General features: G+C 73.0%; 3 protein-coding genes and 4 pseudogenes. All 7 read right to left on the reverse strand.

Features of this window, described 5'->3' with window-relative positions; all coding sequences use genetic code 11:
• Nucleotides 1-122 precede the first annotated feature (122 nt).
• A pseudogene (locus ABEB09_RS09345) lies at nt 123-461 on the reverse strand (acyltransferase domain-containing protein); the annotation flags it as partial.
• An 83-nt stretch (nt 462-544) separates the two neighbouring features.
• Nucleotides 545-2670 (reverse strand): annotated as a pseudogene (locus tag ABEB09_RS34945) (type I polyketide synthase); the annotation flags it as partial.
• A gap of 1257 nt (nt 2671-3927) precedes the next feature.
• Nucleotides 3928-5460, reverse strand: a pseudogene (locus ABEB09_RS34950) (class I adenylate-forming enzyme family protein); the annotation flags it as partial.
• A gap of 32 nt (nt 5461-5492) precedes the next feature.
• Nucleotides 5493-7688: an FkbO/Hyg5 family chorismatase gene (locus tag ABEB09_RS09365; protein WP_345689004.1), complete on the reverse strand. Its 2196-nt coding sequence runs from the start codon at nt 7686-7688 to the stop codon at nt 5493-5495.
• Nucleotides 7689-7759: 71 nt separating this feature from the next.
• On the reverse strand, nt 7760-13318 hold the full coding sequence (locus tag ABEB09_RS09370) for a type I polyketide synthase (protein WP_345689006.1): 5559 nt from the start codon (nt 13316-13318) through the stop codon (nt 7760-7762).
• Nucleotides 13319-13524: 206 nt separating this feature from the next.
• Nucleotides 13525-13848: a helix-turn-helix domain-containing protein gene (locus ABEB09_RS09375; RefSeq protein ID WP_345689008.1), complete on the reverse strand. Its 324-nt coding sequence runs from the start codon at nt 13846-13848 to the stop codon at nt 13525-13527.
• A 218-nt stretch (nt 13849-14066) separates the two neighbouring features.
• Nucleotides 14067-21755: pseudogene (locus tag ABEB09_RS09380) on the reverse strand (amino acid adenylation domain-containing protein); the annotation flags it as partial.
• Between the last annotated feature and the right edge of the window lie 135 nt (nt 21756-21890).

Consider the following 21890-nt stretch of genomic DNA (forward strand, 5'->3'; position numbering starts at 1 on the left):
GCCGTCAGCAACGCACTCTCCTCGTCCCGGCCCTTGCGCAGCACCGGCACCGCCGACGCCTCCGGAACGATCCGCCCCACCAGACCCGACAACACCCCGTCCGGACCCAGCTCCAGGAACGTGTCCACCCCCGCCTCCGCCAACGCCCCCACACCATCGGCGAACCGGACCGCCTCACGCACATGCCGCACCCAGTAACCCGGATCCCGCACCAGATCACCGGACGCCAGCCGCCCCGTCACGTTCGACACCAACGCAATCCGCGGCTCGTGGAACTCAAGCCCCTCCACCACCCGACGGAACTCCGCCAGCATCGGCTCCATCAACGGCGAATGGAACGCATGCGAAACCCGCAACCGCGTCGCCTTGCGCCCCTCAAGACGAGCGACGACAGCAGCAACCTCCTCCTCCACACCGGCGACCACCACCGCACCCGGACCGTTCACCGCCGCGACCGACACCCCGGCGTCAACAACGGCAACACCTCGGACTCCTCAGCCCCCACCGCCACCATCGCCCCACCCTCGGGCAACGCCTCCATCAACCGCGCACGCGCCGACACCAACGCACATGCATCCTCCAGCGACAACACCCCCGCCACATGCGCCGCCGCCACCTCACCGATCGAATGACCCCCCACCACCTCAACCCGCACACCCAGCCACTCCACCAACCGGAACAACGCAACCTCCACCGCGAACAACGCAGGCTGCGCCCAACCCGTCCGGTTCAACACCCCCTCATCCGCACCCCACACCACCTCACGCAACCCATCAAACCGCTCCACCACCTCATCAAACGCACGCGCGAACACCCCGAACCGCGCATACAACCCACGCCCCATCCCCAACCGCTGAGCACCCTGACCCGAGAACAACACCCCCACCCGGCCCACACCACCGGCAACACCCCGCGCAACCTCCACCACACCACCATCGGACGCCAAAACCACCGCCCGATGCCCGAACACCGAACAACCCAACAACGACCAACCCACATCCACCCGCGAACCCACAACCGACCCCACACCGGCCAGCCGCGCCTCCAACGCACCCTCCGACCGCGCCGAAACCACCCACGGAACCACGGCGGGATCGCCGGCAGAGCCCGCGACCTCCACAGGAGCCCCGACCACCGCATCCTCCGGCGCCTGCTCCAGCACCACATGCGCGTTCGTCCCGCTGATCCCGAACGACGACACCGCGCTGCGCCGCACACGCCCCGCGTCCGGCCACGCCACGTTCTCCGTCACCAGCCGCACCTCACCGGCCGACCAGTCCACATGCGACGACGGCGCGTCCACATGCAACGTCCGCGGCACCACACCCGCACGCATGGCCATCACCATCTTGATGACCCCACCCACACCCGCGGCCGCCTGCGCATGACCGATGTTCGACTTCAACGACCCCAACAGAACCGGCTCCACCCGATCCCGCCCATACGTCGCCAACAACGCCTGCGCCTCGATCGGATCACCCAGCGTCGTCCCCGTCCCATGCCCCTCAACGACATCCACATCCGCCGCCACCAGACCCGCACCCGCCAACGCGTCACGGATCACCCGCTGCTGCGACGGACCGTTCGGCGCCGTCAACCCGTTCGACGCACCGTCCTGGTTCAGGGCGGAGCCGCGGACGACCGCGAGGACGCGGTGCCCGTTCCGGCGTGCGTCGGAGAGGCGCTCCAGCAGGAGCAGGCCGGCGCCCTCGGCCCAGCCGGTACCGTCGGCGCCGTCGGCGTAGGCCCGGCAGCGTCCGTCCGGGACAGGGCACGCTGGCGGGAGAAGTCGATGAAGACCTGCGGCGAGGCCATGACGGCAACGCCGCCGGCCAGGGCGAGGTCGCACTCGCCCTGCCGCAGCGCCTGCGCCGCCTGGTGCAGGGCGACCAGCGACGACGAACAGGCCGTGTCGACCGTGACGGCCGGGCCCTCCAGGCCCAGGGTGTAGGCGATCCGGCCGGAGGCGACACTGCCCGCCGCGGCGGTGCCGAGGTAGCCCTCCAGCTCCTCGGGCACGCCCTCGTAACGCTCCGCGTAGTCGTGGTGCATGAGGCCGGCCCAGACGCCCGTGCGGCTGCCGCGCAGGGACAGCGGGTCGATGCCCGCCCGCTCGAACGCCTCCCACGCGATCTCCAGCAGCAGACGCTGCTGCGGGTCCATCACCAGGGCCTCGCCGGGGGCGATGCCGAAGAAGGCCGGGTCGAAGTCCCCGACGTCGTGCAGGAAGCCGCCGTGCCGCGCGTAGCAGGTCCCGGGTGCGTCGGGGTCGTCGGCGAACAGGGAGTCCAGGTCCCAGCCGCGGTCCGTGGGGAACTCGCTGGTGCCCTCGCGGCCCTCTTCGACGAGGCTCCACAGGTCCTCGGGCGAGCGGACGCCGCCGGGGTAGCGGCAGCTCATCGCGACGATCGCGATCGGGTCGTCGTCGGACCGCGCGCCGGGGCGCGGTACGGCGGCCGGCTGCGGCGTGTCCTCGGCGCCGGTGAGTTCGGCGGCCAGGTGGCGGGCCAGCGCCTCGGGGGTGGGGTGGTCGAACGCCACGGTCGCGGACAGCGGGAGGCCGGTGGCCTCGACGAGCCGGTTGCGGAGACGTACGGCCGTGAGGGACGTCAGGCCGAGGTCCTTGAACGCGCGGTCCGCCGCGACGGTCTCGGGGGCGTTCTCGCCGAGGACAGTGGTGACGGCGGTGAGCACGCGGTCGACGAGGTCGACGTGGCGTTCCTCGTCCGTCAGCGGCTCCAGCAGGCGGACGAGGTCGGCGCGTACGGATTCGTCGGCCGCCGACCAGCCGGCCGTGGTGTCCGCGCGGCCGGGAAGGAGCAGGGCGTCCGCGGCCGCGGTGCGGGCCGGGGAGGGCGCGAGCAGGCACGCGTCGGGTCCGGTGAGGGCGGTGTCGAGATACGTCAGGCCGTCCCGGAGGGGGATGTCCTCGCCGCTGCCGCTGTCGCCGTCGGACCAGGGGTCCGTGGCGAGCACGGCGCCCGCACCGCCGCGGGTGCGGTACGCGTGGACGAGGGCGGCCGCGGCCGCGACGGATGCGGCGGCCTCCTCGCCGGCTGCGCCGAGCGCCGCGGTGAGCGGGGCGAGCACGACGAGGGCGGGGAGCGTGTCGCCCCCCACCGCCTCGTAGAGCCCGCGCAGGGTGTGCGCGGGCTCGTCGGCGGACGCCGTGTGGACGAGTGCGGCGACCGGTCCGGCCACGGCCGTGGCCGGGTCGGTGGTGGTGCGCACGTCGGCGCCGAGCTCGGTGAGCCGGTCGGCGAGCGCGGTCAGGCCGTCCGTGTCGTGTCCGACGAGGACCAGCCGGCGCAGGCCGTGACCGGTGACGAGCCGGGTGGCGACGGCGGCGCCCATGGCACCGTCGGCGCCCGTGACGACGGCGGCGCCGTCGGGGCCGGGGCGGGACGCGCCGCTCTGGGGAGCGGCGGCCGGCGTGGTCCTCGGTACGAGGGCTTCGCCGGAACGCACGGCGATCCTCGGCTCGCCGGATGCGACGAGGCGGTCCAGGACCTCGTGCGGGACGGAGTCGTCGTCGAGGTCGACGAGGACGAGCCGGCCGGGGTGGGCGGTCTGGAGGGCCCGCAGCCGGGCCCACGTGCCGTCGGCCTGGCCGCCCTGCTGGAACGCGGCGTCGACGGCGCCGCTCGTCACCACGACGAGCGTGGGCTCGGTCGGGGTGGTGCGCGCGAGCCGTGCCGCGACACGGCCGGGAAGGCCCGTCAGGTCGGCGAGGGCTGCGACGGCGTCCCCCCGCGCGTCGGGCCGGTCGTGCTCGTCGAGGAGATGCCAGGCCGGGCCGTCCGCGGGTGCGGCGTCGGTCAGGGGGACCCACTCCATGCGGAACAGGCCGTCGAGCATGCCGTTCGCGGTGGCGACGAGCCGGTTCGGCCGGTCGAGCATCCCGTCCCGCACGATCTTGCCGGAGGCGGTGCGCGGCACCTGGGCGACGGTGTGCAGCCGCTCGGGCACCTTGTAGTACGACAGGCGGGCGCGGCACTCGGCGAACAGCCGCCGCGCGTCGATTCCGCCGGGGCCGGGGACGACCAGGGCGACGGGCACCTGTCCGAGGACCTCGTGCGGGGCTCCGACGACGGCGGCGTCGGCGACGCCGGGAACCTGACGCAGCACCTCCTCGACCTCGCCCGGGTGGATGTTCTGGCCGCCGCGGACGATGAGTTCCTTGATGCGACCGGTGACGGTCAGGAAGCCGTCGGCGTCGCGCCGCGCCAGGTCTCCGGTGCGGTGCCAGCCGTCCACGGGCGGTACGGCGGTGCCGGTGGCACCGTCGTAGTAGCCGAGCATGACGTTCGGACCCTGCACCCGGACCTCGCCCTCGTCGCCCGCGGGGACGTCGGCGCCGGTCCGCGGGTCCACGAGACGGACCTCCAGGCCGGGCACGGGCCGGCCGCAGGAGCCGGGCACACGCGGTCCGTCGGGGTGGTTGGAGGTGATGGGGCCGCACGTCTCGGTGGTGCCGTAGCTGTCGAGGAGCGCGACGCCGAAGGTGTCCTGCACGGCCTCGCGCAGCGGCTCGGACGCGACGGAGCCCGCGGTGAGGCAGGTGCGCAGGGTGGTGGTCACGTCGGTGCCCCGTTCGCGGGCGGCGTGCACCAGCTGGTGGTACATGGCGGGAACGGCGGCCAGGAACGTGAAGGGGCGCGCGGTGAGGAGTTCGAGCGCCTCGCCCGCGGAGAAGGCGGTCATGATGTGGGCGGTGGCGCCGACCGCGGTGACGCCGAGAACGCCGAGGTGGTGTCCCAGGCAGTGCGACAGCGGCAGCGGCCACAGGACGTGGTCGTCGGCGGAGAAGCCGAGCATCGGCGCGTAGCAGGCGGCGATGGTCCACAGGGAGTTGCGGGTGGTGGACAGGACGCCCTTGGGGCGGCCGGTGGTGCCCGAGGTGTAGAGCATGAAGGCCGGGTCGTCGAGTGCGAGGTCGTCCCGGGGGGCCTCGGCCGGCTCGGTGCCGGCGAGCCCGGTGAACGACACGGCGCCCTCGAGGGCGTCGCCGGGCGCGGTGTCGCCGGTGACGACGACGAGGAGTCGCGGGTGGCGGTGCAGCAGGGAGCGCACGTCGTCGAGGCGGGAGGGCGCGGTGATCAGGAGGCGCACTCCGCCGTCCGTCAGGACGTGGTCGAGTTCCTCCGCGGTGCTGCGGGCGTTGACGGGAATGCCGATGGCGGAGGCCCGGGCGACGGCGAAATAGCTCTCCACCATGTCGACCCCGTTGTCGAGGAGGAGGGCGGCGCGGTCGCCGCGCTCCAGGCCGAGCGCGGCGAAGTGGCCCGCCAGTCGTGCGGTGCGGCGTTCCAGCTCCGCGTAGCTGACGCTGCGCCGGGCGTCGGAGAAGGCGGTCTTGCCGCCGAGCCGCTTCGCCTGCTCCCGCAGCAGTTCGTGCAGCGGCCGGACCAGATCGTTGCGCAGCACTTCAGCACTTCCCTCGTGTCGTTCTCGGGTCATTCAGGTGGTTCGTGGGGCCGTTCCCGGCCGGGTCAGGACCGCGCGAAGACGCGGTCGACCAGTTCGGCGGCCTGCTCGGCGTTGAGCCGCGGGTCGCAGAGCGTCGTGTACCGGCGTTCGACGTCGTCGGCGGAGATGGGTCCGCCGACGCACTCGGTGACCTCCTCGGCGGCGGTCTCCAGGTGCAGGCCGCCGACGTGCTGTCCGTGGGCGTGCAGGACGTCGCGGAAGCGGACCGCCTCGGTGACGAGGTCGTCCAGGTGGCGCACCTTCGTGCCGGACGGGAGTCGGCGGGTGTTCCCGTGCATGGGGTCGCACAGCCAGATCACCGGGTGACCCGCGGCGCGCACCGCGCGGACGATCGGGGGCAGGACGGTGTCGACGGCGTCGGCGCCCATGCGGACGATGAGGGTGAGCCGTCCGGGCTCCCGGCGCGGGTCGAGGACCTCGCACAGGCGCAGCACGCTCTCGGGCGTCGACCGGGGTCCTATCTTGCAGGCGACCGGGTTGGTGACCTGGCTCAGCAGCGTGACGTGGGCGTCCTCCGGTCCCTTGGTCCGCTCGCCGACCCAGGGGTAGTGGGTGGAGCCGAGGAACAGCCCGCCGGTCGCCTGGTCCATGCGGACCAGGGGCCCGATGTAGTCCATGACGAGCGCGTCGTGGCTGGACCAGGGCCCGGGGTGGGTGCTGCGGGAGGCGGTCCGTACCCGGTGGTGGCGCAGGGCGTGCTGCACCTCGTCGCTGAAGTGGTAGGCCCACAGCATGCGGACGGGGTCGTGCGCCCTCGCCTCGGCGGAGGCGCCCTCGGCGTTGATCATGTGGCCGCGGAAGGCGGGGAGTTCGACGCCGTCGACCACTTCGAACGGCGCGGAGCGGGGCTTGGCGTACTGTCCGCCCATGCGGCCGACCCTGACGACGCTGCGGCCGGTCAGGTCGCCGAGCCGTTCGGCGAGCGCGTCCAGCGCGCCGAGCTTCGCCTCGGTGTGGTGCGGGGTGGTCTCGTAGAAGCTCTCCGCGCAGTCGCCCATCTGGAGGAGGTGGGCCTCGCCGGCCGCGACGTCGGCGAGCCGGTCGCGCAGCTCGTCGATCTCGGAGGGGAGCACGAGGGGCGGCGCCGCGGTCAGCGTTGCGCGGACCCGCTCGTACGCCGGGTGGTCGCGCCACTGCGGCTGCTGGGCGGCGGGGCGCTCGTCCCACGCGGGGGGCTGCGACGGACCGGACACGTGGTCGCGGGTGACGATGCCCTCCAGCTCCACGAGGAGGTCGGAGCGGCAGATGTCGGCGTTGAGGAACACCATGTCGACGGACGGGGACAGGGCTTCGCGGCAGATCCGCTCGACCCGGGCGATGTCCGCCTGGTGCCGTACGTACACCTTGACGGCCCGCAGGTCGTCGAGGGTGCAGCCGGGGCCGACGCCGTGCACGGAGAGGTTACGGGTGCCGATGACGTGGGCGATGTTGTCCAGTGCCAGCCGGCACTGGGCCTCCACGTCGTCGGGGTGCATGGTGTGGTGGCCCAGGATGCCGGCGGTTCCCGAGACGAAGACCTGCTCTCCGCCGCCCTGGTGCGCGAAATGGGTGGCGCGGGCGAAGTTCGGGGCCTTCGGCCCGTAGCGGCTCGGGTAGTGGTACGGGGGTACCTGGCGCGGGTTGTCGATGTTGACCTGGGTGCCGGACCGGCTGGCGAGGAAGTACAGGACGATGCCGCCGCCGTGGGCGCCGATGACGGTCGCGGCGGGCATGTCGCCGGCGATGCCGTGGCGCTCCAGGGTGCGGGCGCGGCCGACGCAGAACTCCCGGTACACCTCCAGGCCGGAGGCGTTCTCCTCGTTGATGCGGCTGATGTAGTGCCAGATGCGGTAGATGTGCGGGTAGCCCAGGGTGCGGGTGAGTTCCAGGGCCTCGCTGTAGGCGGCCTCGGTGACGTCGACGTAGTCGTCGCTCTCCGGTATCCGGGTGGCGCAGAAGAGGAAGTCGCCGTCGTGGGCGTAGCACAGGGCTCCGGCCCGGCCGGCCTCCACGGGCCGGCCGGTGGTCCAGACCTCGGCGAAGCCCTCCTCCACGGACTTCGTGATCTGGATGCCGATCGTCGGATGGCCCTCGTCCGTGGTGGGCGAGGTGGGTTCGTCGGTGTAGCGGACGATGCCGAGGACATGTCGTCCGGGCGCCACCCGGCCGGCCTCCTTGAGGCCGCGGAAGGACGCCGTGGGCGCGTACGTGGTTGTCATGGGCTAACCCCCGGTAGCCTCGTGCCGGGCTGGGCGACAGTCCCGGTCTCGGAAGATTGCTCGTGTGCCGGTCACGAGCCGCTGTGGCCGAGCGCCAGCCGGACCAGATCCTCGGCGGCCATGTTCTTGATGGTGTGTTCGGTGGCCCGGACGTTCCGGTCGTCCACTTCGCCGTCCTGTCCCTCGCCGCCGTCGCCGGTCTCCCGGGCGAGGCTCAGCAGGGTGTCCAGGACGCCGGCGGCCCTCAGGCGGTCCAGTGGGACCGTCGCCAGGGCGCGCCTGACCTCCTCGTCGGCGGGGCCCTGTTCGGCGGCCGGCGAAGCGGCCGGGACGATGCGCCCGGCCAGGTAGTGGGCCACGGCCTGCGGTGTCGGATAGTCGAAGATCAGTGTGGAGGGCAGGCGCAGCCCGCTGACGGCGTCGAGCCTGTTGCGCAGCTCGATGCCGGTGAGGGAGTCCAGGCCCAGGTCCAGGAAGCCCCGGTCCACGGCGACGCTCGCCGGGGTGGGGTGGCCGAGCACGGCGGCGACGTGTTCGCGTACGACGGCCAGGACTTCGCGCCCGCGGTCCTGCTCGGGGAGGTCCGCGAGGCGGGCGCGGAGCGCCGCGGACTGGTCGGCGCGTTCCGCGGAGCGGGCCCTGGGGAGCCGGACGAGACCGCGCAGCATCGGCGGGACCTGCTCGGCGTGGGAGAACAGCCGTCGCAGCGCCCTGGCGTCGATGCGGGCGGGGACGAGGCACGCCTCGCCGGTGGCGCTCGCCAGGTCGAACAGGGCGAGCCCCTCGTCGGTGGCGAGCGCCGTCAGTCCGATGCGGGACGCACGGGCGCGGTCGGCCTCGGAGAGCCGGTCCACCATTCCCCCGTCGGCCTCCCAGGCGCCCCAGGCCAGGGACTGGGCGGGCAGTCCGAGGGCGTGCCGGTGTGCGGCGAGGGCGTCGAGGAAGGCGTTCGCCGCGGCGTAGTTGGCCTGGCCGGCGCCGCCCAGGGTGCCGGAGAGCGAGGAGAACAGGCAGAAGACGCTCAAGCTCTGTTCGCGCGTCAGGTCGTGCAGGTGCCAGGCGGCGTCGACCTTGGGGCGCAGCACGGTGTGCAGCTGCTCCTCGGTGAGGGCCTCCAGCATGCCGTCGGCGAGGACGCCGGCCGCGTGGACGACGCCGGTGAGCGGACGGTCCGCCGGCAGGGCGTCGAGCACGGCGGCCAGGGAGGCCCGGTCGGACACGTCGCACGCGGCGACGGACACCTCGGCGCCCAGGCCGCGCAGTTCCTCGGCGAGTTCGGTGGCGCCCTCGGCCTTCGGCCCGCGCCGGCTCACCAGCAGCAGGTGACGGGCGCCGCGGTCGGTGACGAGGTGCCGGACGAGGGCGGAGCCGAGGGCGCCGAGGGCGCCGGTGACCAGGACGGTGCCGTTCGGGTCGAGGGACGGGGCCTCGGCCGTGGCGGGCAGGTCCGGGCGGGCCAGGCGGGGCACCAGCGGCTCGCCGTCGCGAAGGGCGAGCTGCGGTTCGTCGAGGGCGAGGGCGGCGGGCAGCGCGTGCGCCGACGCGTCCGTGTCGTCGGTGTCGACGAGGAGGATGCGGTCGGGGTGCTCGGTCTGCGCGGTGCGCACGAGTCCCCACACGGCGCTGCCGGTGAGGTCGGCGGGGTCGTCGCCGACGGCGCTGCCGGTGAGGACCACGAGCCGGGTGGCGGCGAGGCGTTCGTCGGCCACCCAGTCGCGCAGCAGGGCGAGCGTGCGGGTGGTGGCGTCGCGGACCGCCCCGGGCACGTCGTCGGGCGTGCCGGCGGGGCGCGGGTGGGTGAGCACCACGAGGGCGGGCGGGGTGGTCCCGGCGTCCAGGGCGCGGCGCAGGGTGGCGAGATCCGCGTACCAGAGTCCGTCGCCCCACTGGGCGCGCAGGCCTCCGGCGAGGCGTACGTCGTCGGCGCCGAGCACGGCCCAGGGGCCGGCCGGCCTGCCGGCGCCGTCGCGGGGCAACGGCGTGGTGGAGGGCACCCAGCGGACCTGGAAGAGCGCGTCGTCGCGCTGGTCCTGGACCAGCTGGTCGGCGGCCACGTCGCGCAGGCGGATGGTGCCGGCGCGGACCACGGGAGTGCCGGCCGGGTCGACGGCGGTGAGCGACAGTTCCCGCTCGCCGGCGGCGGTGAGCGCGACCCGCAGGGCGAGGGCGCCCCTGGCGTGGACGGTCACGTCCTGCCAGGCGTACGGCAGGCGGGTCTCCCCGCCGACCTCGTCGTAGCCGACGAGGGCCAGGGCCTGCATGGCGGCGTCCCACAGGGCCGGGTGGAGGACGAACCGCTCGGCCTCCGCGTGGCGGGCCTCCGGGAGGGACACCTCGGCGAAGACCTCCTCGCCGCGCTGCCATACGGCTCGGACTCCCTGGAAGGCGGGCCCGTAGTCGTAGCCGTGTGCGGCGAGCCGCTCGTAGGCGCCTTCGATGTCGACGGTGACGGCTCCGGGCGGCGGCCAGCTGCCCGCGAGGCCCTCCCCGTCCGGGGTGTCCGCGGAGTCGGGGACGAGCGTTCCGGAGGCGTGGAGTTCCCAGGGCTCGTCGGGGAGGGCGTCCTCCGGGCGGGAGTGGATGGTGACGGACCGGGCGTCCTCGTCGTCCGGTGCGGAGAGGGTGACGCGGAGGTGGACGGCCGTGCTGTCGGGCACGACCAGCGGCGCGTGGAGCGTGAGGTCCCGCACGACGGGGCAGTCGGCGGTGCCGCCCGCGCGGCAGGCCAGTTCGACGAGGCCGGTGCCGGGCAGCAGGGCGGTGCCCCACAGGGCGTGGTCGGCGAGCCAGGGAAGGGTCTGGGCGGAGAGCCGGCCGGTGAGGACCACGCCCTGGGACTCCGGCAGTTCGGCGGTGGCCCGGAGGAACGGGTGGTCGACGGCGGTGAGGCCGAGTCCCCCCGCGTCGACGGCGTCGTCGTCGGGTGCGGTCCAGTGGCGTTCGCCTTGGAAGACGTACGTGGGCAGGTCGAGGTGCGGTGCCGGGTGGCCCGCGAAGACGGTGTCCCAGTCGACGGCGACGCCGTCGGTGTGGAGGCGGGCCAGGGCGGCCAGGGCCGTGTCGGTCTCGGGGCGGCCGCGCCGCAGGAGCGCGGTGAACACCTCGCCGCCGGAGTCCGGTTCGCCGGCGACCGTGTCCTGGGCCGCCGCGGTGAGCGCCGTGTCGGGGCCCAGTTCGAGGAAGCGTGTGACGCCCTCGGCGCGCAGGGTGCGCACGCCGTCGGCGAACCGCACGGTGGCGCGGACGTGGGAGACCCAGTACTCGGGAGAGCCGGCCTGCTCCGCGGTGAGGAGGGTGCCGGTGACGTTGGAGACGACGGGCAAGCGGGGCTCGTGGGCGGTCACCGAGGACAACACCGCGGCGAAGTCGTCGAGCATGGGCTCCATGAGCGTGGAGTGGAAGGCGTGGGAGGTGCGCAGCGGCCTGGTGCGCACACCCTCGGCGCGGCAGGCCGCGGCGGCCTTCTCGACGTGCGTCCGGTCACCGGAGAGCACCACGGCGGACGGGCCGTTGACGGCCGCGACGTCCACGTCGGCGCCGAGGGAGGCGACGAGTTCGCGGACCCACTCCTCGGGGGCGGCGACGGCGACCATGGCGCCGCCCTCGGGGAGGCGGCCCATGAGCCGTCCGCGTTCGGCGACGATTCGTGCGGCGTCGGGCAGGGACCAGACTCCTGCGACATGGGCGGCGGTCAGCTCGCCCACGGAGTGTCCGGCGAGCAGGGCGGGGCGTACGCCCCAGCTCTCGACGAGCCGGTGGAGGGCCACTTCCAGGGCGAAGGTGGCGGCCTGGGTGTACTCGGTACGGTCCAGGAGGCGGGCGTCCGCCGTGTCCGGGCGGGCGAACAGCACGGTCTTCAGGGGCCGCTCGAGGTGGGCGTCGAACGCGCCGCACACCTCGTCGAGGGCCTGCGCGAAGACGGGGTGGGCGACGTACAGGTCGTGGCCCATGCGGGGCCGCTGGGCTCCCTGGCCGGTGAACAGCACGGCCAGCTTGCCGTCCCGGCGGGCGCGGGCGGTGACGACGTGCGCCTCGGATTCGCCGGCCGCGAGCGCGTCGAGGCCGCGCAGCAGCTCCGTCCGGTCGGTGGCGAGAACGGCGGCGCGCTCCGGCATGGCGGTGCGGCGGGTGGCCAGGGCCGCGGCGATCCGGGCGGGGTGAACGCCCTCGGTGCGGTCGGCCCAGGTGCGGAGCCGGGCGGCCTGGGCGCGCAGGGCTTCCTCGGTCCGGGCGGACAGCATCCAGGGGGCGGTGCCCGGAAGGGCGTGATCGGCGCCGGGCTCCTCGGCCGGCGGCGCCTGTTCGAGGATCACGTGGGCGTTGGTGCCGCTCAGGCCGAAGGAGGAGACGGCGGCGCGCCGGGCGCGGCCGGTCTCGGGCCACGCCACGGACTCGCCGGTGACGAGCCGTGCGGCGCCGGCGTCCCAGTCCACCTGGGGCGAGGGGTCATCGGCGTGCAGAGTGGGCGGGACCACGCCGTTCCGCATGGCCTGCACCATCTTGATGACGCCCGCGACACCCGCCGCGGCCTGGGTGTGGCCGATGTTGGACTTGACGGAGCCGAGGAGGAAGGGGCGGTCGGCGGGCCGGCCGGTTCCGTAGGTGGCGAGGAGCGCCTGGACCTCGATGGGGTCGCCGAGGCGGGTTCCGGTGCCGTGGCCCTCCACGACGTCGATGTCGGCGGTGGAGAGGCCCGCCCGCTCCAGCGCGGCGTTGATGACGCGCTGCTGGGAGGGGCCGTTGGGGGCGGTGATGCCGTTGGACCTGCCGTCCTGGTTGACGGCGGAGCCGCGGATCACGGCGAGGACGGGGTGGCCGTTGCGGCGGGCGTCGGAGAGCCGCTCGACCAGCAGCACCCCGACGCCTTCCGCGAAACCGGTGCCATCGGCTCCCGCGCCATAGGACTTGCACCGGCCGTCCAGGGACAGGCCGCGTTGGCGGCTGAAGTAGACGAAGGTGTCCGTGGTCGTCATGACGGTGGCTCCGCCGACCAGCGCCATCGTGCAGTCGCCGTCGGCCAGCGACCGGCAGGCGAGGTGCAGGGCGACCAGGGAGGAGGAGCAGGCCGTGTCCACGACGACGGCCGGGCCTTCCAGCCCGAAGGCGTAGGCCACGCGGCCGGCCGCCATGCTGGCGGCGTCGGTGGAGGGCCCGGACGACATGATGCCGTTGAAGACGCCCACGCGGCCGCCCCGCAGGGTGTCGAGCCGGATCCCGGCGCGCTCGACCGCCTCGGCGGAACATTCCAGGAGCAGCCGGTGCTGAGGATCCACGGCCGGCGCCTCGCGCGGGCTGATGTCGAAGAACTCGGCGTCGAAGGAGGCGGCGTCGGCGAGGAACCCGCCGTGCTTCACATAGGTCTTTCCGGGGGTGTCCGGATTCGGGTCGTAGATTCCGGAGATGTCCCAACCTCGGTCGGACGGGAATTCACCAATGGCGTCACGCCCTTCCGAGACCAGCTCCCACAGCTCGTCCGGCGAGCCGACCCGGCCGGGATAGCGACATGCCATGCCGACGATCGCAACCGGTTCCGCGGACCGGTTCTCCGCCTCGTGCACACGCTGCCGCAGATCCTGAATTTCTGCGGTCGCGCGCCTCAGATAATCAAGGTACTTCTGTTCGCCATCCATTATTGCCCCCGCTACGGAAACCTGTCCCCGACCGGCTTTCCGGCAGGCCTGACGGAAACACCGAACAATCACCCGCAGGCCAGGGACAGATATGGCGATGGGTGAGAAAACAAGAGGGTGATGGAAAAGGTATGGAAACCTGGACGGTCCAGGGGCTCACCGGCCGCGCGACGCGGCCGGCGAGGTGGCACCCGGCGGTTTGCGGATCAGGCGGAACGCCGCTGACCAGTGAGCTCGGCCAGATGCCAGGTGGCAGCACAACGCGGACATTGAGCGACAGAACGGCCCCTGGCCGTCTGCCGGAAGTGCTCCAGCGAGTCGCCTTCGATACAGAGCGCGTCGGCCAGCAGGGCGATCGAGCGCCGCTGCGGCGTGGTAGTCCGACCGCGCTCCAGATCGGAGATCGTACGAATGCTGAGACCGGAGCTGTAGGCCAATTCTTCCTGGGTCATTCCGGCCCGTTCGCGAAGCGATCGCACCAGCGCGGCAAGCTCTTCCGTCGGATGTTCTTCTACAGCAGTGTGAGACATCACGTAGTTCTCCCCGTGAGCCCCCTCCGGGCCTTGCTGTCCGGCCACCCGGAGGGGAACAACGTGATTGGCTTTGGCTGGATCGACCCTAGCACGTGTCTTCGATCAAGGCACATGCGTTCGGATCTGATCCGCCGTCAAAGCCGATACTTCACGGGGACTTCACCTCATGCTTCCCGCACCCGCTGCGCGTACTCGGCGACGAATTCCCCGACCGATCGATCAGGTTCGGCCACAATGGCCGAAAGGAGATTCACATACTCCCCGATCCACCGGGCCACCGCGCCGTCCGGGAAGCAACCGGACCGGTGATTCGCGGCGATCACCGAGAACTGGTCGGTGAAGTGGATCTCCACCCGCAGCGGGTGCTCCGTCTGCGCGAGAACCTGGACGGGCGTGGCCGCACCGAGGACGGACATCAGCCGCCCGAGACCGGCGATCATGCCCGGCACGTTCTCGTTGACGACGTAGCTCTCGAACAGCGGCTCGGTGGCGGGAAGCCCTCCCAGCTCCCTCAGCGCCTCGGGTCGCACGTACTCGTAGTCGCTGATCGCCTTGATCTTGTCCTGCACCCCGGCCAACCAGGTCAGCACCGGGGTCTCCGGGTCGACCGTGGTGGCCACGGGCAGGATGTTGAACATCAGGCCGGCCGCCTGGTCCACGTCGACCGACGTGGTGCTGCGGCCCGACATCAGGGCACCGCTGACCACCTCGCGCGAACCGGTGATAGCGCTCAGGATGATCGACCAGGCGCCGTAGACCACGCTGTTGACGCTGAGTCCGCTGCTGCGGGCCAGCTCCGTGATGGCCGCCGCGTCCTCGTCCGCGACCGCCACGAACTCCTGCTGGACCGGCACCGCGACGTCCGTACGGCGCTCATCGGCCGGCAGGGTGATCCGCGCACCGGGCAGCTCCAGGCCGTCCAGCTGGCCGCGCCAGAACTCCTCCGCCTCGCTCATGTCCCGGTCGGCCTGCTCCTGGCAGAAGTCGCCGTAGGCCGCGGACGGCGGGATCACCAGCGGTTCCCGGCCGGACGACAGGGCCTCGTAGGTGTCGAGGAGGGTGCGGACCATCATGGCCGCGCTCCAGCCGTCCTGGGCGAGCAACGTGAAGAAGTGGATGTACTCCCACGTGTCGTCGGCCAGCCGGAACAGGCCGAGCCGCGTCTTGGGCAGCTGCTCGTGGAAGCCCCGCCGCCGCTGCGCCTCGATGTAGGCGCTGATCCGGCGCTCCTGCTCCACCGGAGTCGCGGCCCGCAGGTCGAACGTCTCGAAGCCGATCTTCACACCGGTGCGGACCACCTGGATCCACCGCCCGTCCTCGTCCCGGACGTAGCTGGAACGCAGCGACGGGAACTGGTCGATGGTGTACTGCCAGGCCTTCTCCAGCGCGACCGGCTCCAGCTTGTTGCCCTGGAACTGGAAGCGCTGGTGAGTGATGTACACACCCGAGTCGGGCGCCCGCTCCACGTACTCCAGGGCGTTGCGCTGCATGCCGGTGGCCGGGTAGGCGTCCGCCGCGTCCGGGTACAGGGAGCGCGCCCACTCGAGCAGCTGCGCGTCCCGCTCGACCGTGGCCCTGGCCCGGACCGGTCCGCGGGACTCGGCGATGGCCGCCAGGTCCGCGATGGTCGGGCTCTGGAAGACGTCCGCCGGGGTGAGGGCCATGCCCTTCGCGGTGGCGCGGCTCACCATCTGGATACCCAGCAGGGAGTCGCCGCCCAGGGCGAAGAAGCCCCGGTCGATGGTGACCTCCTCCAGGCCGAGCACCTCGGCCCAGATCTCCGCCAGCTGCTCCTCCAGCCGGTTGCGCGGGGAGACGATCGTCTCCGTCCGGCGCACACCGCGCTGCGGGAGCGGCAGCGCGCCGCGGTCCAGCTTGCCGTTGGCGTTGATGGGGAACTCGGCGAGCGCGACGACCGCCGACGGCACCATGAACTCCGGCACCCGGTCCCGCAGGAACGTGCCGGCCTCCGTGGTCAGCCACGCGCCGAGTTCCGTCAGCGGGTCGGCGCCGTCGCCCGCCGTGCCGGGCGCGGTCACCCCGTCCTCGGTGAGGACGTAGGCGACGAGCTGCTTGTCCTGTGCGCCCTCCGCGATCTCACGGGCCATCACGACGACGTCGCGCACCGCGGGGTGCTCGCGCAGGGCGGTCTCGATCTCGCCCAGCTCGATCCGCATGCCGCGGACCTTGACCTGGAAGTCCGTACGGCCCAGGAAGACCATCGAGCCGTCGGCCCGGAAGCGGGCGAGGTCGCCCGTGCGGTACAGGGTGGCGCCGGGCTCGGAGCTGAACGGGTCGGGGATGAAGCGCTGCTCGGTCAGCTCGGGCCGGTTGAGGTAGCCGCGGGCCACGCCGACGCCGCCGATGAACGCCTCGCCGGCCGCGCCGATCGGTACCGGCCTGAGGTTGCGGTCGAGGATGTAGATCGTGGTGTTCGAGATCGGGGTGCCGATCGAGACGGGGCCGTTGCCCAGGTCGCGCGGGCACTCCCAGCACGTGCTGTCGACGGAGCACTCGGTCGCGCCCCACAGGTTGTACACGGTCGCGGCGGGCAGCCGGTCGTACACGCCCTTGATCGACGCGGCGGGCAGGTCCTCGCCACTGGCGATCACCCGGGTGACCGAGGTGCACCGCTCGATCCCGGGGTGCTGGAGGAAGACCCTCAGCATCGACGGGACGAAGTGCAGGGTGGTGACGGACTGCTCCTGGATGAGGGTGGAGAGGTACTCGGGGTCCTTGTGCCCCTCCGGGCGGGCGACCACCATCCGCGCGCCCGTCAGCAGCGGCCAGAAGAACTCCCACACGGACACGTCGAAGCTGAACGGGGTCTTCTGCAGCACCCGGTCGTCCGGGGTGAGCCCGAAGTACTCCTGCTTCCACAGCAGCCGGTTGACGACGCCGCGGTGCGTCATCATCGCCGCCTTCGGACGGCCCGTGGAACCCGACGTGTAGATCATGTACACGAGGTCGTCCAGCCCCGGGGAGCACTCCGGGCGGGTGTCGGGCTGGTCCTCGAACTCCTCGGGACGGTCCAGCAGCAGCGTCCGCGCCCCGTGCTCGGGGAGCCCGTCCAGCAGGTGCGTCTGGGTCAGCAGGATGCCCGGCTGGGCGTCGGAGAGCATGAACTCCACGCGCTGGCGGGGGTACGTCGGGTCGATCGGCAGGTACGCGCCGCCGGCCTTGATGATGCCGAGCAGGCCGACCACCATCTCGACCGAGCGCTCCACCGAGATCGCCACGGGCTGGTCGGGGCCGACGCCCATGGCGCGCAGCCGGTGGGCCACCCGGTTGGCGCGGCGGTCGAGTTCGGCGAAGGAGACGTCCTGTCCCTCGAAGGTCACCGCGATCTCGTCCGGCGTGCGGTCGGTCTGGTCCTCGATGAGGGTGTGCAGACAGCGCATCTGCTCGTCCGGCCAGGTGCGGTCGGTGTCGTTCCACTCGACGAGGACGCGGTGCTCGATCTCCGCCGGGATGACCGGCAGGTCCGACACCTTCCGCTCCAGCGACCCGGCGAAGGCCTCCAGCAGCACCCGGTAACCGCCGAGCAGCCGCTCGATGGTGTCGTGGTCGAAGAGGTCGCTGTCGTACTCGGCGTCGACGAGCAGCGAGTCCGGCAGCTCGGTCACGGAGATCTCGATGTCGAACTTCGCCGTGTCGTTGTGCATCTCGACGACGTCGGCGAAGGCGGCGCCACCGGGCCCGGAGTCACCGCTGTGCCGCTTCATGTCGAAGACGACCTGGAACAGCGGGTTGGCGGAACCGCCCCGCTCCGGGCTCAGCTCGGCGACCAGCGCGTCGTAGGGGACGTCCTGGTACTCGAAGCCCTGCTTGACCGTCTCGCCGACCCGGCCGAGCAGTTCACCGACCGTGACGTCGTCGCCCAGGGTCGTCTTGAGGACCACCGTGTTGACGAAGAAGCCGATCAGATCCTGGACGGCCTCGTGCCGGCGGTTGGCCATCGCGCTGCCGACCACGACGTCGCCGGAGCTCTCGGCGTCCCCGGCGTAGCGGTGGAGGATCACCTTGAGGGCGGACAGCAGCGTGGTGAACAGGGTGACGCCGTGCTCGGCGCTGAACTCGCGGAGCGCGGCCGCGCGCTCGGGCTCGACGCGGAAGCTCGCCGCGCCGCCGTGGAAACGCTGGACCGCGGGGCGCGGCCGGTCGGTGGGCAGCTTCGCGCCGGACGTGACGTCGCCGAGCAGCGACCGCAGGTTCGCCAGCCGGGCGGTGAGCCGCTCGTCGTCGAACCAGCGGCGCTCCCACACCGAGTAGTCGGCGAACTGGACGGGCAGCGCGGGCAGTTCCGGCTGAGCGCCCTCGGCGAACGCCCGGTAGGCGGCCTCGATCTCGCGACCGAAGACACCACCCGACCAGGCGTCGGCGATGATGTGGTGCAGGTTGACGACCATGCGGTGGTCGTCGTCGCCGAGCCGGAACAGCGTCACCCGGGTCAGCGGGCCCTTCGCCAGGTCGAAGACGTGCCGGGCCTCCTCGCCGACCAGTCGCTCGTACTCCGCCTCCCGCTCGGCGTCGGTCTCGCCGGTCACCTCCACGAGCGGGACGGACAGGGTGAGGACGGGCGCGATCTCCTGCCACGGCATGCCGTCGGCGCTGGGGAACGTGGTGCGCAGGACCTCGTGGCGCCGGACGACCTCGTTGACGGCCCGCTCCATGACGTCGGCCCGCACGTCGCCACGCAGGGCGAGCGCCATGACCACGTTGTACGCGGGGCTGTCGGGCACGAGCTGGTCGAGGGTCCACAGCCGCTGCTGCCCGAAGGACAGCGGGATCCGCCGGGGCTCGGTGGCCTCCCTGCGCTCGGCCGCGACCCGCAGCAGGTCGTCGGCCTCCTCGCCGGCCTCGTGGCCCGCGATCCGCTCCACGACGTGGCGGGCCAGCGCCTGGGGCGTGGGGTGCTGGAACACCGTGGTGACGGGCAGGTTGAGGCCGGTCACCCGGTTGAGGCGGTTACGGGCCTCCAGCGCGGTCAGCGAGTCGAAGCCCAGGTCGAGGAACGCCGCGTCCACGGCGATGTCGTCGGTGGAGCTGTGCTTCAGGACCGCGGCGACGGTCGTGACGACCAGGTCGAGCGCGGCGGCGTGGCGCTCCTCCTCCGTGCCGGCGAGCAGCGCGGCGCGGATGCCGTCGGCGGTGTCCTCGTCCTCCGGCAGGACCGCGAACGGGTCGGGTCCGCCGGCCGGCTCCCCGGAGACGACGGTGTCGATCCAGAACCTCCGGCGCTGGAACGGGTACGTCGGCAGCTCGACCGCCGTACCGGTGCCCTCGGGGAGCGCCGACGGCCAGTCCACCGCGACGCCGCCGGCGAAGGCCTCGCCCAGGGCGGTGAGCAGCCGCGTCCGGTCGCCCTGGCCGTTGCGCAGCGTGCCGAGCGCGGCGAACGGGACGTCCTGCTCGGCGAGGGTCTCCTCGACGGCGGGCACGAGCACCGGATGCGGGCTGACCTCGATGAACGAGTCGAAGCCCTGGCGGGCCAGCGCGGCGACCGAGTCGGCGAACCTGACCTGGTGGCGCAGGTTGCGGAACCAGTAGTCGGCGTCCGCGCCGGCGGTGTCGAGCCAGTCGCCCGTCACCGTCGAGAAGAACGGCACTTTGGAGCGCTGCGGGCGGACCGGGGCCAGCTGCTCCAGGAGCGCGTCGCGCAGGGCGTCGACCTGCGGCGAGTGGGAGCCGTAGCGGACCGGAACGCGGCGGGCGCGCACCCCGTCGGCCTTGCACCGCTCGACGAGCTCGTCGAGGGCGTCGGCGTCGCCGGACACCACGGACGAGCCGGGGCTGTTGACGGCGGCGAGAGTGAGCCGGCCGTTCCACGGCTCGAGCCGCGGAGTGAGCTCCGCCGCGGGGAGGGCGACCGCGGCCATGCCGCCGTCACTGCCCATGGTGCGGACGATCTCCTGGCTGCGCAGGGCGACGACGCGGGCGGCGTCCTCCAGGCTGAGGGCCCCCGCCACGTAGGCGGCGGCGATCTCGCCCTGGCTGTGGCCGAGCACGGCGTCCGGGTGGACGCCGCGGGCGCGCCAGAGGGCGGCCAGCGACACGGCGACCGAGAACAGGGCGGGTTGGACGACGTCGTCCCGGTCGAGGCCCGGGGCGCCGGGCGCCTCGCGCAGCACGTCCAGCAGCGACCAGTCCACGTACGGGCGGAGCGCCTCGTCGCAGGCCTGCAGCTGGCGGGCGAAGACCGGTTCGGCATCCAGGAGTTCGACGCCCATGCGGGCCCACTGGGAGCCCTGGCCGGGGAACACGAAGACGGTACGGCCGGTGGTGCGGGCCCGGCCGCTCACGGCGGCGGGGGTCTCCCGGCCGTCGGCGAGGTCCCGCAGCCCGTCGAGGAACTCGGAGCGGTGGCGGGCCACGAGGACCGCGCGGTGCTCGAAGACGGTACGGGCGGCCAGGGCGCGCGCGATGTCGGCCGGATGGGCGTCGCCGTGGGCCTCGGCGTACTCCAGCAGCCGGCCCGCGTGGTCGCGCAGGGCGGCGGCCGAGCGCGCCGAGAGGGTCCAGGCCAAAGGCCCGTCCTCGGTGGCGCCCTCCGCGCCGGCGGGCGTGCCGGCCGTCTCCTCGGTCCGGTCCGCGGCCGGCTCGGGCGCCTGCTCCAGGATCACGTGGGCGTTGGTGCCGCTGATGCCGAACGAGGACACGGCGGCCCGGCGCGGGCCGTCCGCCTGCGGCCACGGCCGGGTCTCGGCGACCGGCTCGACGGCCCCCTCCGACCAGTCGACCTGCGCGGTGGGGCTGTCCAGGTGCACCAGGCCCGGCACCTGGCCGTGGCGCAGGGCGAGGACCATCTTGATCACACCGAGCACGCCGGCGGCCGCCTGGCTGTGGCCGATGTTGGACTTCAGGGCGCCCACGAGCAGGGGGCGGTCGTGCGGGCGGTCCTGTCCGTAGGTGGCGAGCAGGGCCTGTGCCTCGATCGGGTCGCCGAGCGTGGTGCCGGTGCCGTGTGCCTCCACGACGTCGACGTCGGCCGCGGCGAGGCCCGCGTCGGCCAGGGCCTGGCGGATGAGCCGCTGCTGCGCGGGGCCGTTGGGGGCGCTGAAGCCGCTGCTCGCGCCGTCCTGGTTGAGGGCGGAGCCGCGGATCACGGCGAGGACGCGGTGCCCGTGGCGCCGGGCGTCGGACAGCCGTTCCAGGGCGATGACGCCGACGCCCTCGGACCAGCCGGCGCCGTCGGCGGCGGCCGAGAACGGCTTGGAGCGGCCGTCGGGGGCGAGCAGCCGCTGCCGGGACAGCTCGACGAACGCCTGCGGGGTCGCCATCACGGTGGCGCCGCCGACGAGGGCCAGCGAGCACTCGCCCGAGCGGAGCGCGCGGCTCGCCTGGTGCAGGGCGACCAGCGACGAGGAGCAGGCCGTGTCGACCGACATGGCCGGGCCCTCCAGGCCGAGGGTGTAGGAGATGCGGCCCGACGCGAGGCTGCCCGAGCTGCTGTTGCCCAGGTAGTCGTGGTACATGAGGCCGATGAACACGCCGGACCTGCTGCCGGCGAGGGCCTTCGGGTCGAGTCCGGCCCGCTCGAGGGCCTCCCACGAGCACTCCAGCAGCAGCCGCTGCTGGGGGTCCATGGTCAGCGCCTCGCGGGGCGAGATACCGAAGAAGGCCGCGTCGAAGTCGGCCGCGTCGTACAGGAATCCGCCCTCGCGGACGTACGACGTGCCGGGGTTGGCCGGGTCCGGGTGGTACAGCGCTTCGGTGTCCCAGCCGCGGTCCTCGGGGAACGGCCCGACGGCGTCGTGGCCTTCGGCGACGAGCCGCCACAGGCCCTCGGGCGTGCTGACGCCGCCCGGGAGGCGGCAGGCCATGCCGACGACGGCCAGCGGCTCACCGGCCTCGTCGGCGTGTCGCTGGTTCTCCTGGCGCAGCCGCTCGTTCTCGATCAGTGCTGCCCGAAGCGCCTCGACCAGCGAGTCGGAAGAGGTGTCCAATGCTGTGTCACTCCCACGTGTGGTGTCGTACGTCTGGGGGGCCTGGGCGCCCGTCAAGCGTTCCCGAGCTGTTCGTCCAGCAGGGTGAAGAGT

The sequence above is a fragment of the Streptomyces coeruleoprunus genome, from assembly GCF_039542925.1.
Classification (GTDB): Bacteria; Actinomycetota; Actinomycetes; order Streptomycetales; family Streptomycetaceae; genus Streptomyces; species Streptomyces coeruleoprunus.